General features: G+C 68.4%; 12 protein-coding genes. 10 read left to right on the top strand and 2 right to left on the bottom strand.

The annotated features are described in order from the left end of the window. Positions 1-55 precede the first annotated feature (55 nt). Positions 56-2,113 (top strand): (Fe-S)-binding protein, encoded by a 2,058-nt coding sequence (locus tag Rhe02_RS20525; protein ID WP_203909985.1) that lies wholly within the window; start codon positions 56-58, stop codon positions 2,111-2,113. On the opposite strand, the gene sigJ is transcribed toward Rhe02_RS20525, so the two are convergent. After that, positions 2,114-2,992, bottom strand: coding sequence for an RNA polymerase sigma factor SigJ (gene sigJ, locus Rhe02_RS20520; protein ID WP_203909903.1), 879 nt, complete (start codon positions 2,990-2,992; stop codon positions 2,114-2,116). It abuts the gene before it with no gap. Between the two features lie 119 nt (positions 2,993-3,111). Between sigJ and Rhe02_RS20515 the strand changes: the two genes are divergently transcribed. From Rhe02_RS20515 to Rhe02_RS20500, 4 genes are read left to right on the top strand one after another with little or no spacing between them, the layout of a single operon-like run. Beyond that, positions 3,112-3,423: a putative quinol monooxygenase gene (locus Rhe02_RS20515; RefSeq protein WP_203909902.1), complete on the top strand. Its 312-nt coding sequence runs from the start codon at positions 3,112-3,114 to the stop codon at positions 3,421-3,423. Positions 3,424-3,481: 58 nt separating this feature from the next. Further along, entirely contained in the window at positions 3,482-6,274 is a 2,793-nt protein-coding gene (locus tag Rhe02_RS20510) for an AfsR/SARP family transcriptional regulator (RefSeq protein ID WP_203909901.1), read from the top strand. 54 nt (positions 6,275-6,328) lie between these two features. After that, the gene (locus Rhe02_RS20505; RefSeq protein WP_203909900.1) at positions 6,329-6,625 is read left to right on the top strand and encodes a hypothetical protein; all 297 of its coding nucleotides are present in this window, start codon (positions 6,329-6,331) and stop codon (positions 6,623-6,625) included. Beyond that, a complete protein-coding gene (locus Rhe02_RS20500) occupies positions 6,618-8,444 on the top strand; it encodes a RiPP maturation radical SAM C-methyltransferase (protein ID WP_203909899.1) in 1,827 nt (608 codons plus the stop codon). Before Rhe02_RS20505 ends, Rhe02_RS20500 begins: the two co-directional genes overlap by 8 nt. 149 nt (positions 8,445-8,593) lie before the next feature. Here Rhe02_RS20500 and Rhe02_RS20495 read toward each other — a convergent pair whose 3' ends face one another. Further along, the gene (locus Rhe02_RS20495; protein ID WP_203909898.1) at positions 8,594-9,964 is read right to left on the bottom strand and encodes an alpha/beta hydrolase; all 1,371 of its coding nucleotides are present in this window, start codon (positions 9,962-9,964) and stop codon (positions 8,594-8,596) included. Positions 9,965-10,211: 247 nt separating this feature from the next. Here Rhe02_RS20495 and Rhe02_RS20490 point away from each other — a divergent pair, with 247 nt between their 5' ends. From Rhe02_RS20490 to Rhe02_RS20470, 5 genes are all read left to right on the top strand, one after another. Beyond that, entirely contained in the window at positions 10,212-11,216 is a 1,005-nt protein-coding gene (locus tag Rhe02_RS20490; protein WP_203909897.1) for an LLM class flavin-dependent oxidoreductase, read from the top strand. Between the two features lie 47 nt (positions 11,217-11,263). Then, the gene (locus Rhe02_RS20485) at positions 11,264-11,713 is read left to right on the top strand and encodes a hypothetical protein (RefSeq protein ID WP_203909896.1); all 450 of its coding nucleotides are present in this window, start codon (positions 11,264-11,266) and stop codon (positions 11,711-11,713) included. A gap of 103 nt (positions 11,714-11,816) precedes the next feature. After that, positions 11,817-12,719, top strand: a complete 903-nt coding sequence (locus tag Rhe02_RS20480) for a WXG100 family type VII secretion target (protein WP_203909895.1) — start codon at positions 11,817-11,819, stop codon at positions 12,717-12,719. A gap of 5 nt (positions 12,720-12,724) precedes the next feature. Continuing rightward, positions 12,725-13,327, top strand: a complete 603-nt coding sequence (locus Rhe02_RS20475) for a hypothetical protein (protein ID WP_203909894.1) — start codon at positions 12,725-12,727, stop codon at positions 13,325-13,327. Next, positions 13,324-13,641: a WXG100 family type VII secretion target gene (locus tag Rhe02_RS20470; protein ID WP_203909893.1), complete on the top strand. Its 318-nt coding sequence runs from the start codon at positions 13,324-13,326 to the stop codon at positions 13,639-13,641. The genes Rhe02_RS20475 and Rhe02_RS20470 overlap by 4 nt, the downstream gene beginning before the upstream one ends. Positions 13,642-14,004: the final 363 nt, after the last annotated feature.

Genomic DNA, 14,004 nt, shown 5'->3' with positions numbered 1-14,004 from the left:
AGTGCGGCTCATTCTCGGCCTGGCGATCACCGCAGCGGCGTTCACCCTGGCCGGCATGCGTGTCCTGACGCTTTACAAGCTTGGGCGCGCTGGCCAGCCGGTAGAACCAGACCGCTTGCGCCAGGCGGGAAAGCGCCTGTGGGCCGTGGTCACCGAAGTGCTGGGGCAGCGCAAGCTGCTCCAATGGAGCGTCCCCGGGGTCGCGCACTTCGCCGTGTTCTGGGGGTTCCTCATTCTGGGGGCCACCCTGCTGGAGGGTTACGGCGCGCTCTTCGACCGTGATTTCCATATACCTTTGATTGGTACCCAAGCCTGGCTTGGCTTCCTCGAAGACCTGTTCACCGTCGCGGTGCTGGCCGGCCTCGCCGCCTTCGCAATCATCAGATTGCGCTCCACGCCGCAGCGGCAGGGCCGCAGCTCACGGTTCTTCGGGTCGCACACGGCCGCGGCCTGGGTCGTGCTACTTATGATCTTCAATGTCATGTGGACCCTGTTGCTGTACCGAGGCGCACAGATCAATACCGGCAACTTTCCGTTCGAGCGTGGCGCTTTCGCCTCCGAGATCGTGGCCGGCTGGCTTGCCCCGCTCGGACGCGGCGTAAATGACGTGCTGGAAACCGTTGGCGTGGTTGGTTCGCTCGGCGTGGTGCTCGCGTTCCTGGTCATCGTGGTGAACTCCAAACACCTGCACATCTTCTTGGCGCCGTTCAACGTGGCGTTCTCCCGCCGCCCGCGCGGTCTGGGCGAACTGCTGCCGGTCTACTCCGGCGGCAAGCCGGTGAACTTCGAAGACCCCGGCGAGGACGACAAGATCGGCCGCGGCGCCATCGAGGACTTCACGTGGAAAGGCATGCTCGACTTCGCCACCTGCACAGAATGTGGCCGATGCCAATCGCAGTGCCCGGCCTGGAACACCGGCAAACCGTTGAGCCCCAAGCTGCTCATCATGAGCCTGCGCGACCACGCCCTGGCGAAGGGGCCCTATCTGCTCGCCGATTCCGAGGAGGAGCGCGCGAAGCTGCCCCGCAACGTCCTCGCCGAAGCCGGCCGGCCGCTGGTGGGCCTGCCCGAGGCCGGCGGTGTCATCGACCCGGATGTGCTCTGGTCCTGCGTCACCTGCGGCGCCTGTGTCGAGCAGTGCCCGGTCGACATCGAACACGTCGACCACATCGTCGACATGCGCCGCTATCAGGTCCTCATCGAGTCGTCCTTCCCGCCCGAGGCACAAACCATGCTGCGCAACCTGGAGCGCGCGGGCGACCCCTGGGGGCGCGGCGCGAAGGCCCGGCTGGAATGGATGTCAGGGCTCGGCTTCGAGGTGCGGGTCCTCGGCGAGGAGCGGATCCCCGACGATGTGGAGTACCTGCTCTGGGTCGGCTGCGCGGGATCGCTGGACGACAACGCCAAGAAGACCACGCGTGCGCTGGCCCAGCTGCTCGATGAGGCCGGGGTGTCCTTCATGGTGCTCGGCGGCGAGGAGCGCTGCACCGGAGACCCGGCCCGCCGGCTCGGCCAGGAGCTGCTTTTCCAGGAGCTGGCGCAGCGCAACGTCGAAGTGCTCAACACGGTGGGCGCCAAGAAGATCGTCGTCACGTGTGCCCACTGCTTCAATTCGCTGGCCAACGAGTACCCGCAAGTCGGCGGCGTTTACGAGGTGGTGCACCACACCCAGCTGCTGTCGATGCTGGTCGCCCAGGGAAGGCTGGTGCCGGCCAGGCCGGTGGACGCGACCGTCACCTACCACGACCCGTGCTATCTGGGCCGCCATAACCGGATATTCAGCCCGCCCCGGGAAATCCTCGGCAGCGTCCCCGGTCTCACCTTCAACGAGATGCCACGCAACAAGGAGACCTCATTCTGTTGCGGCGCAGGGGGTGCCCGCATGTGGATGGAGGAGTCGATCGGCACCCGCATCAACGAGACGCGCACCGACGAGGCGCTGGGCACCGGAGCGGACGTGGTCGCGGCGGCCTGTCCCTACTGCATCGTGATGCTCACCGACGGCGTCGCCTCCCGCAAGTCACAGGGCAAGGCGGCCGACCATGTCCAGGTGGTCGACGTGTCGCAGCTGCTGCTGCAATCCGTGCGCGAGGAGGCCAACCCGGCCGGATAGTCAGCGCGCCGTCCAGGGCTTGAGCTTGTCGGGATTCCGTACCACCCAGATGTGCTTGATCTTTTCACCGGTCACGTCGAAGGCCATCACCGTCACGGTGACGCCGTCCTGCAAGCCGACCAGACCGGGCTGGCCGTTGACCGTGCGCTGCAGGATCGTCAGGTCCAGCGCGCGGTCGGCGATCTGGATCAGGAAGCTCGCCACCTGCGCGCCGCCTTCGATCGGCCGCAGCTGGGCCGGGACCAGGCCACCGCCGTCGGCGACCATCGTCACGCCGGGATCGAGCAGGCCGACGAGGGCGTCGATGTCCTTGGCCTCCCACGCCTGCTTGAAGTCCCTGACGATGTCGGCTCGCTGCGCGGTGGGCGTCAACGGAACCTGCGACTCGCGCAGCCGGCGGCGGGCCGACGAGGCCAGCTGGCGACACGCGACCGGGGTACGGCCGACGATCTCGGCCACTTCGGCGAAGGAATAGCGGAACACGTCGTGCAGGATGAACGCGACCCGCTCGGCCGGGGTCATCACCTCGAGCACCACCAGGAAAGCCATGTTTATCGATTCGTCGAGGGTGACCCGGTCGGCCGGATCGGCCGCCGCGCCCGCGGAACGCCCACTGATCCACTCCGCCTGATCGGGCACCGGCTCCGGAATCCATTCCCCCACATAGCGTTCCCGCCGCGCGCGGGCGGAGCCGAGCAGATCCAGGCAGACCCGGCTGGCGACCGTGGTCAGCCAGGCGGCCGGGGACTCGATGGCCGCCCGCTGCGACGGCGACATGGCGTACCAGCGGGCGTAGGTCTCCTGCACGACGTCCTCAGCATCGGCAAGCGAACCGAGGAGCCGGTAGGCGAGATTGATCAGCTGACGCCGTTCACTCATGCTCACCCCTCTATGACGAGACAGCGCACCCAAACGTGAGGCCGGGCGCATCGCCTCACGTTTCGGAAGCCTGTGTCGTCTTTCCTTCGACCACGCAAAAGTGAAGGAGGAAGACGAAAATGAGCGTGACTATGGTGCGCCAGAAGGTCAAGGACGGCCGCCTCGACGAGGCCGAAGCCGCGGTAAGAGACCTGTTCGCGACGCTGAATCGGGTGCGTCCCGAGGGCGTGCGCTACGCGTCGACCCGGGTGAACGGCGAGGCGACCTTCGTGATCCTGTTCGAGCTGGCCGATGGTGCGCCGGATCCACGGCCGCACCTGCCGGAGTACCAGCGGTTCGTGGAACGGCTCAAGGACTGGGTGGACGGCCCGCCGCAGATCGACAGCCTCGATGTCGTCGGCTCCTACAGCCTGTTCGGGAGCGGCGAGTAATCCACCCGTGGCGGCGGACCTTGCGGTGGATCTCATCGACAGGTAAGCATCTAGGTATATGGACATCGGCCACGTCGAGTTCCGGCTACTGGGCGAAGTGGCGGTGTGGGCAGCAGGCCAGCCGCTCGATGTGGGGACCCCGCGACAGCAGGCCGTGCTGGCCGCGTTGCTCGTGGACGCGCGCCGGCCGGTGGCGGTGGAGACCCTCATCGATCGGGTATGGGCCGACGGCACGCCGACCGAGGCACGCAACGTTCTTTACTCGCATCTGAGCCGGATCCGGCGGCTGTTGCGGCAGGTGGCCGGGGGTGCCGTGGCGCACATCGAGCGGCGGCACGCCGGTTACGTGCTCGACGTCGACCCGGATCTGGTTGACCTGCACCGGTTCCGGCGCCTGGTCGAGCAGGGCCGCGACCCGCGCGGCGATGACGCCGCCCGCTCCGCGGCGCTGCACCAGGCGCTGGCGCTGTGGCGGGGAAGGCCACTGGCCGCCTTGACCGGACAGTGGGCCGCGCAGGTGCGGGCCAGCTGCGACCAGCAGCGCCTGGACGCGGCGATGCATTGGGCGCGCGCCGAGCTCAACCTGGGCCACCCGGCCACGGTGCTCGGCGTGCTGCCCGATCTCGTCGCCGAGCACCCGCTCGTGGAACCGTTGGAGGGCCTGCTGATGCGGGCACTGCACGCCGCCGGGCGGGGTGCCGAGGCCCTTGACCGATACTCGGGTCTGCGCCAGCGGCTGGCCGATCAGCTTGGTACCGATCCGAGCGAGGAGATGCGCACCCTGCACCAGGCGCTGCTGCGCGGTGAGCTGCCGGCCGTGGCCCGGCCGGAACCGGTGACCGTCGCGCCCGCCCTGGCCACACCCGCCCAGCTGCCGCAGGACGTGTCATGCTTCGCCGGGCGCGACCGGGAGCTGCACCGGCTGGATGCTTTGTTGGCTGAACCCGGTACCACAACAATGATTGTCATCGATGGCACTGCCGGGATCGGCAAGACGGCGCTCGCGGTGCGCTGGGCCCATCGGGTCGCCGGGCGGTTCCCGGACGGGCAGCTCTACCTCAATCTGCGGGGGTTCGACCCGACCGGGTCACCGGTCACCGCGGCGGAGGCGCTGCGGGCCCTGCTGGATGGCTTCGAGGTGCCGGCCGATCGGATCCCGGCCGGTCTGGAAGCACAGGCAGGCCTGTACCGCAGCCTGCTCGCCACCCGCAAAGTGCTGGTGCTGCTGGACAATGCGCGCGACGCCGAGCAGGTTCGCCCGCTGCTGCCCGGCTCACCGGGCTGCCTGGCGGCGGTCACCAGCCGCAACCAGCTCGCCAGCCTGGTGGCGGCCGGCGCTCACCCGGTGACCCTGGAGCTGCTCACCACCACGGAGGCACGCGAGCTGCTGGCCCGCCGCCTCGGCGGGTCCAGGGTGACCGCAGAGCCGCAGGCGGTGGACGCCATCATCACCGCGTGCACCAGGCTCCCGTTGGCGTTGTCCATCGTGGCCGCCCGAGCCGCCATCCATCCCCGATTCGGCCTCGCCGTGCTCGCCGACGAGCTGCGCGAGGCGACTGGGCGGCTGGACGAGCTTGCCAGCGCCGACCCGGCCATCGACGCGCGGGCCGTGTTCTCCTGGTCCTACCGGCAGCTGAGCCCGGCGGCGGCAAGGGTGTTCCGGTTGCTGGGCCTGCATTCCGGCCCCGATGTCGCCACGCCCGCGGCGGCTAGCCTGGCCGGGATCCCGGTGGCCAAGGTGCGGCCGCTGCTGGCCGAGCTGGCCCGCGCGCATCTGGTGGCCGAGCACGTTCCGGGCCGGTTCGCCTGCCACGACCTGTTGCGCGCCTACGCCGCCGAGCAGACCCTCGCCATCGACACCGATCCTGAGCGGTCGGCCGCCATCGGCCGCGGTCTCGACCACTATGTGCACAGCGGTTACCACGCGGACAGGCTGCTCAACCCGCACCCCGATGATGTGGCGTCGCCGACGCAGCCTCCGCCGGGGATCACCCTGGAGCACCTGGCCGGTCGGGCCCAGGCGCTGGCCTGGTTCACCGCCGAACAACCGGTGATGCTGGCGGCCATCCGCCAGTCGACCGGGCTCGACGCCCAAGTCTGGCAGCTGGCCCGGACATTGCGGCGTTTCCTTTCCTACCAAGGACGCTGGCACGACTCGATCGACGCGCTCAGCGCCGCCCTGGAGGCCGCCCGCCGCCTGGGCGATCCGCTGCAGCAGGCCTACGCCCACCGTTTCCTCGGTGGTGACTACATCGCGCTGGGCTGCTACGAGAAGGCTCGCCCCCACCTGGATCAGGCCCGTGACCTTTACTCAAGCGCTGGCGACACCGTGGGCGAGGCCCATGTGCACCGCTACTTCTCCTGGATGCTGGACAGGCAGGGACTGCACCGGGAGGCGATCGGCTACGCCCGGCGAGCGCTGGACCTGTTCCGCGCGGCCGGCCATCGGGCCGGGCAAGCCAGGGCGCTCAACGCGATCGGCTGGTTCCATGCCCTTCTCGGCGACTACGAGGAGGCCCTGCACCATTGCCGGCTGGCCCTGGAATTACAGGAGAGGTTCGGTGACCGGTTCGGCCAGGCCGAAACGTGGGACAGCCTCGGTTACGCCAACCATCACCTGGGCCGGCACGCCGAGGCGGTCGGCTGTTACCGGACAGCCAGAGACCTCTACCACGAGTTCGACGACCGCTACAACGAGGCGGACACGTCGGCCTCGCTGGGTGATGCCCACTTCGCCGCCGGGGACACCGAATCGGCCTGTGCCGCATGGCAACACGCGCTGGGCATCCTCGACCAGCTGGGTCACCCGGCCGCCGAGGAAGTCCGACACAGGCTCAAAGCAGGCGGCTGACGCGCCCGTTTCATATACCTTCGATATGAATTCCTAAAACCGTCAGGAGACTGAATGAGCAGCATCGAGATCAGCCAAGCGGACATCACCGGCCTCGCCGACGCCCTCGACGGGCTCCGCCTCAACGGTGGGCAGAAGGCGTTGCTGTCCGCGATCGTCACCGTGGCCGCGAACGCGATGGCGAACAAGGCGGAGCCCGGGGCCGTGGTCGAAGGCACGGATCCCACCATGTCTTTTCACGACCAGTTCGCCACCGCGTTCACCCCGGGCACCGTCGAGGGCGCCGGCACCCCGGCCAACGGGCTCAGCGTGATGATGGGCACCATCTTCAAGATCGGCCGCAATGGCTGAACCAGAACCGTTTCCCACGGTTCTGGTGTCGATGCCGTTCATGGACGTCGACCGGCCCTCGATCCAGCTCGGGCTGCTCAAAGCGATCGGGCAAGCGCACGGCTTTCCCGTCCGCACCCTGCACGCCAACCTCGACTTCGCGTCCCGCATCGGGGTGGACTACTACCGCACCCTGGCCCAGTGGCGCGAACCGATGGTGGGCGACTGGCTCTTCGCGGTCGAGGCGTTCGGCGAGGCCGCCCCCGATCACGAGGGAAAGCTGCTGACGCGCGTGGCCGACGAACGGCTGCGCGACCGGCTGCGGCGCACCCGCGAACGCGACGTCGGCCCCTTCCTCGACTCCCTCCTGGAAGCGTTGCCCTGGCACGAGATGCGGGCCGTCGGCTTCAGCTCCACCTTCCAGCAGAACATCGCATCGTTCGCGCTCGCCCGCCGGCTCAAGGAGCGCTACCCCGCGATCGTGACGCTTTTCGGCGGAGCCAACTTCGACGGCGAGATGGGTCTGGAGCTGGTGCGCGCGATCGACTGCATCGACATCGCCGTCGTGGGCGAAGGCGACACCGCCTTTCCCCGTCTGCTCAAGGCTTTGGCCGCCGGCGCCGATCCCGCGGCGATTCCGGGAGTCGCCTGCCGGGTCGATGGCCGGGTCGTCGCCACCGCACCGGCCGCGCCCCAGGAAGTCCTGGACGGCTTGCCCGTCCCCGACTATGCCGAGTACTTCGACCGCGCCGAGAAATTGGGCCTGGTACCCCGCGCTGAGCGCCGCGCCGTCTGGATTCCGTTCGAGTCCTCCCGGGGCTGCTGGTGGGGCGCCAAGCATCACTGCACCTTCTGCGGCCTCAACGCGACCACGATGCGGTTCCGCGCCAAGTCACCGTCTCGGGTGCTCGCCGAGCTCGCCACTCAGGCCCAGCGCCACGGCAGCTTCCGATTCGAAGCCGTCGACAACATCCTGGACATGAGATACCTCAAAGAATTTTTTCCGGTACTGGCTGAAAGCCGCGCCAAATACGAAATCTTCTACGAGGTCAAGGCCAACCTCACCCGCGCCCAGCTCAAGCTGATGGCCAAGGCCGGCGTGACCCACCTGCAGCCCGGCCTGGAATCGTTGAGCTCCAACGTTTTGCGCCTCATGGACAAGGGCGTTCGCGCCGCCCAGAACGTCAACGTGCTGCGCTGGGCGCGCTACTACGGCATCGACGTGGCATGGGCGATCCTGTGGGGGTTCCCCGGCGAGACGCCACAGGACTATGCGCAGCAGGCGGCGGTCGCCGCGCACCTGGTGCACCTGCAACCGCCCGCAAGCGCCGACCGGGTCTGGCTTGAGCGCTTCAGCCCGCTGTATCGCGACGCAGAACGGTTCGGGGTGCGCGATCGCGCCCCCGAACCCAGCTACCAACACGTCTACCCGGGCAGCGTCGACCTTGACCGGGTCGCCTACTTCTTCGATTACGAAATCCAGGATGCCCTGCCCGACCACGCCTACGACGCCCTTCGAGCCGCGGTCGAGCAGTGGACGGCCGTGTGGAAGGCGGGGCCGCCGGTGCTGCTCTACCAAGCCACCCCCGGCTCACTGCAGATCTACGACGGCCGGCACCAAGGATCCGAAGGCACATATAGGTTCCACGGCACCTTGGCCGACATCTACCTCGCCTGCAGCGACCGCCCCACCACCGCCGCCGCGGTACGCGAAAGGCTTCGCCTGGACCTGCCACTGCCCGCCATCGAGGAAGCGTTCACCCAGTTCGCGCAGCGCGGCCTGATGTTCCTGGACGGCCCCCTCGCCCTCGCCCTGGCCCTCCCGGGACAGCCGGCCTAGCCCGCCGCGCGGCTAAGCGTGAGCCATCACGCCCAGCCTCGCCGCCAGGGCCCCGCAGCGCGGGCGGCCGGCCCACGGATCCTGCTGCCAAGGGCCATCACGCCCAGCCGCGCCGCCGACCGCCAGGCCTGTTGGCCCGCCCGGACCTGCTACCCGAGGGCCATCACCCCCAGCCGTGGTAGCGATCGGCGGGCCTGTAGCGCGGTCAGTTCCGGCTCGGGGGTGGCCGGGCAGGACCGGTCGCGGAGCAATCCTTCGGTCAGGTAGGCGACCGCCGCTTGCTCCACGCATGGGCTGGGATACTCGCCGAGCACCGCGTGATGGCTGACCGGCACGCTGACCAGCCTGGAGTTGGGCATCATCCGCCGGGTCGCCACGGCCCCGTCGTAGGGGGTCGCGGGATCGCCGGTGGAGTTGATGAGCAGCGCCGGTACCCGGCTTCCGTCCACAGTGGAGGGTGAGCGATCCAGCCGCGGCCAGAAGGCGCACGTCCAGATGTTGGCGAAGGGCGGCCCGACGAACGGGTAGAGCCTGCTGTCGATGCGCAGCTCCCGTTCATAGCGGCCCGGGTCACGCGGCCAGGCGTCGTCGGCGCAAGCGATCAGGAAGAAGGTGGCTATCCCGTTGTCGATCGGCGGGGGTGTCTCCCAGCCCCGGACATTGGCCAGGAACTCGATGTCGGCCGGCAGCGGTTGCGCGTCACGCATGGCGACAAGGAAACGGGCCAGCCAATCGAAGCGGTTCTCCGCGTAAAGGAGGCGGAAGGTGATCTCACGGATGTCGGTGAGGCTGAACGTCAGCTCGCCCGACTCGATGGGCGCCTGAGCCGCGCGGGCGAGGATCGCCTCGAACGTGGCCCGCACCGATCTGGCGTCCTCGCCCAGGCCGTAACCGCCGTCGGCGGCGAAACCGCTGAACTGCCAAAGCATCCGCTCGAACTGCTGCCCGAACTGCCGGTAGGCGTCGCGCCCGGTGCGGGTCGGGTGGGTGTTGCTGTCGAGCACGAACCGGTCGACCCGCTGCGGGAACAGCGCCATATAGGCGCGGCCCAGCGTCGTACCATATGAATATCCAAGATAAGAAACACGGCGCTCGCCCATGGCGGCTCTGATCAGATCCATGTCGCGGGCCGCATCCTCGGTGGTGGCAAAGGGAATGGCCCAGCCCGCGTGGCGCTGACATGCCTGCGCCACCGATCGGGTGGCGGCCACGTCGGCGGCGAAGCCACCCGGCCCAGGCCAGCGAAACAGGGTGATATCGCTGCCGGTCAGCCCGCACGTCACCGGCGTTGACTCGCCGACAAAACGCGGGTCGAAACCCACGATGTCGTATTGCGCCATGACCGCCGGATAGGCGGCCAGCAGGAACGCCACGTACTCCGGCATGAACGTGCCGCTGCCGCCCGGCCCGCCGGGGTTGGTCAGCAGCACCCCACGGCGTTGCGCCGCATCGGCCGCCGGCAGCCGGGTCAGCGCCAGCTCGATCTTTCGGCCCCGGGTTCGCGAATGGTCCAGCGGCACCGAGATCCTCGCGCACTCCAGCCTGCTGCCCGGCTCACTGGGGCACGGCTGCCACGTCAGAGAGCCTGCGGCCTGCGCCGGGACGGGTCCGATAAGTGCCGCGAATAGACAGAAACTCCATCCAAGGAAGATGCTCTTCGATCGTCGCACCATTGGCTCACGCTACCCCCAGTCTTCGATCGGAGTCGATCTGTAAACGTGACGGATCTCGCGCGACGCTCGGCTGCATCCTGTGCTGGAATCAAGTGTGACGACTGTGCCGCTTTCCGTTCTTGACCTTGCCCCTGTCGAAGAGGGCGCCACGAACGTGGAGGCGCTGGCCCGCACGACGCAGCTGGCCCAGCGCGTCGAAGAGCTGGGTTATCGCCGCTTCTGGGTCGCCGAACATCACAACATGCCGGGCATCGCCAGCTCGTCTCCGGCGGTGTTGCTGGCCCATCTCGCCGCGGCCACCTCGACCATCCGGCTCGGCTCGGGCGGGGTGATGCTGCCCAACCACGCCCCGCTGGTGGTCGCCGAGCAGTTCGGCACGCTGGTCGCGCTGCACCCCGACCGCATCGACCTCGGCATCGGCCGAGCGCCGGGAACGGATCAGGTCACCGCGCTGGCGTTGCGCCGCAGCGTCGACGGCCTTTCCGTGGACGACTTTCCGCAGGAGCTGGGCAGGCTGCTCAGCTACTTCGCGACGGGCACCGGGACGCCACGGGTGGTGGCCGTGCCCGGGCGCGGTGACCAGCCGGCGGTGTGGCTGCTCGGCTCCAGCGACTTCAGCGCTCAGCTGGCCGGAAGGCTGGGGCTGCCGTTTTCGTTCGCGCACCACTTCAGCGCCGGCAACACCGACTATGCCCTGGCCCTCTACCGGCAATCATTCGAGCCCTCACCATGGCTCGACGAGCCCTACGCGATGGTCGCCGTCAGCGCGATCTGCGCGCCCACCGACGAGGAGGCCGAATATCTGGCCGGACCGGTCGGGCTGGCCTTCCTCCAGCTGCGCCAGGGCAAGCCGGGACGGATGCCGAAACCGCAGGCGGCCGCGGAGTTCCCGTACACACCGGCAGAACGTGAATTCGTCCTACAACGCCGTGCCGGGCAGGCACTCGGCTCACCGGCCACGGTTACCGCCCAGCTCAACGCGCTTCTTGAGCGCACCCAGGCGAACGAGCTCATGCTCACCACAATGGTCTACGACATCGACGCCCGGGTGCGTTCGTTCCAGCTGATCGCCGATGAGGTCGCCGCGAAGCTGGGCTGACCCCTACGGTTGACAACCGCGTCGCGATTCGGGGAACGTGTTGAGCCATGTCGATGTGGCTGATGCTCGCGAAGATCGAAGTCGGTTTGCTGGACGCGGTGCGGGCCGATCCCGACCTGCTCGCCGGGGTCTTGGGAGAGGACGAGAGCCCGATGCCAGAAGACCTGTCAGCGGCCTTCGATGCCGGGTCCGATCTCTTCGAGGCCGACTACCGAACCTTGAGTGCGATAGCGGAAGCGCTGGAGTCCAAGGAATGGTTTGACCAAGCCACCGGCGGCACCGAATCGCTTGACTACGAAGACTTCACCTACGGCCCTGCGTTCGCGCTGAGCCCGCGCGACGTGAGCGCGGTCGCCGCCGGGCTCGTCGCCGATGGATGGCCGGTCAGCGGCACGGCCGACGAGCCCGACGACGAGTTCGATGACGATATCGACCTTGCTGGGTTCTTCATCGCTGCCGCCAATCAAGGTCGCGCCGTCGTGGGCGGCATCAACTAGCGGCCGGCTCTCATAGTTCTTTGTAAAGTCTGCGCCGCCGAGGATGGCCGGAAGTGCCGATGAGGCTTAGCTTCAAATGGTGGACCTGCCTCAGATTCGAGCGGTGGATGTCGATGCCGTGGTCGAGGCGGCGCGGCAGCTGCGCCGGCTCGGCGACGACCTGCGCGACCTGGACCACGAGCTGCAAACCAAGGTCCGCCAGCCGTTGCGGGCCGACTGGCAGGGGCCGGCCGCCGACGCGGCCGATGAGCGCCTGCGCCTCACCGGCAAGGAAGCCTTCACCCAACTCGATCTGCTTGCCACCGGCGAAGATCACTTATTGCGGTTCGCCGACGGCCTGACCGAGGCGCAGGCGTTGGTCAAGCAGGCCGAGAGCCTGGCCCGACGAGCCGGGCTGCACCTCGAAACGGACGGGTCGGTGGCGTTCCCCGACGGCTGGTTCTTCTCCAGCGACGCCGATCGCGAGCCGATGACGAAGGCCGCCGGTGAGGTGGCCAAGCTGCTGCAGAAGGCCGTCGATGTGGCGTCGCAGGCCGATGCTTCGTGTGCCCAGGGCTTGACTCCCGGCCCGCTGCTGCAATTCTGGCAGGGCGCGTCCGGCGGTGACGGCTTCTGGGACCGGGCCGGTGACACCGTGGCCGGCTGGTTCGAAGTGGACTTCGACAGCACCCCGCTCGGGGAAGCCTGGAACGACTTCACCGAGGGCGACCGGGAATGGTACGAACGCGTCTTCGTCGACCCGGATGGACAGCTGGACATCTTCGGCGACATGAACGAAGGCGACGCCGCCATGGTCGACGAGGTCATCGGCGGCAGCCCCGACGAGATCTTCGGCGAGGAGGTCGTCGATCGGGTTCATGACGAAGGACTCGCCTCCCTGCCCGACGCCATGTGGGACGACTTCTACGAGGGCGTGACAGACATCGACGACAAGATCTCCGACGGCTGGAACGACTTCACCGACGACCCGGTCGGCTCCCTGGGCCGCGCCTTTGGGATCGGGTGAGGTAGATGCCGGTATGGGATGCCGCCCGGCTGCGTCTGGTGGTGACCGACGCCGAGCTTGGCACGGTGACTCCGGCGGATCCGTCCCTGCCCGAGCCCGCCACCGAGATGCTTCAAACCATTGCGGCCCCTTCTCTTCGGGTACTGGTACAGCTCTACACTTCCGCGGACCCCCCGGTGAACCACCGGATCTGGGCAACGCCACGCGCGGCGGTGCTGGCGGTCGCGACCGGCGACGGCCGAGCCGAGCTGTCCGCCGCCGAACCCGTGCTGATCCCTTACCTGGTGGCGCATCTGGTGGGCCTGCGCCGCAACCGCCCACCGCAGGGCCGCACGCTGATCCAGGTGCCGCTGGCTGTCTATCGCGCCGCCGAGGCCGGCTCGGCCGAAGTGCCGCAGCTGGCTGCCGTCATCCGTTCCCGCCGCTCGTCCTGGCGAGTCACCGCAGCGTCCCCGGACACGACCGTCAAGTCCCTTCACGTCACCGACTCCGGCCCGGCCGGCCTCTGGCAGGTCACCAAAAGCACCCCCGATCCGGCCACCCTCACCTTCACCCCGCTACGCCCCCGCGATGCCTGGTCCATCCTCATCAAGGAGATACTGTCGTGAGTGGACACAGCGACGAAGTGACCGTCCGCACACCCGCGTTACGCTCGGCCGCCGGCACAGCGCGAGCACTCGCCCAGCGGGGAATCGACGCCACCGAACGCCTGGGTAGCCTGGTGTCCCACCTACCCGACGCCATGGGCCATGGCGCCTCCGCCGACGGCTTCGCCCGCTTCGCAGCGCGGTGGGCACAAAACTACGCCGGCAAAATGGGCGAACTCACCACGGTAGCAGCCGGTCTCGAAGCCGCCGCCAACCACTACGACAAAATCGACGCCGCCGCCGCGGCCGCGGTTGGTCGCGCCCAGAAGTCATAGCCGACAAGCTTTCCTTGCGTCAGGCCACTTTGGCCGTTGTCCCGCGGCACACATTCCTCCGGCCGCTTACCTTCCCCGCCGATTCTCACTCAGCCAACGCCGTTTTCGCCCCGCCGCTCCTCCCCACAACCCTGCATCCCCGAGGCCTGCCGTTCCCTGCCCCCATGCCGTTGCACACCAACGCTCCTCCCCGCACCTCCGCATCCATGAAGCCTGCCGGCTCTCCCCGCGCCAATGCCCCTTCTCCCGGCCCCCGGTATCCCTGAGGCCTACCGGCTCTCCCCGCGCCAATGCCGCTGCGCCCCCGCTCCTTCTCCCGGCCCCCCGGTATCCCTGAGGCCTACCGGCTCTCCCCGCGCCAAT

Source organism: Rhizocola hellebori, from assembly GCF_016862955.1.
In the GTDB taxonomy this organism is placed as follows: Bacteria; Actinomycetota; Actinomycetes; order Mycobacteriales; family Micromonosporaceae; genus Rhizocola; species Rhizocola hellebori.
The sequence above is the reverse complement of the archived record's forward strand: the minus strand, read 5'-3'. Positions and strand labels throughout refer to the sequence as shown.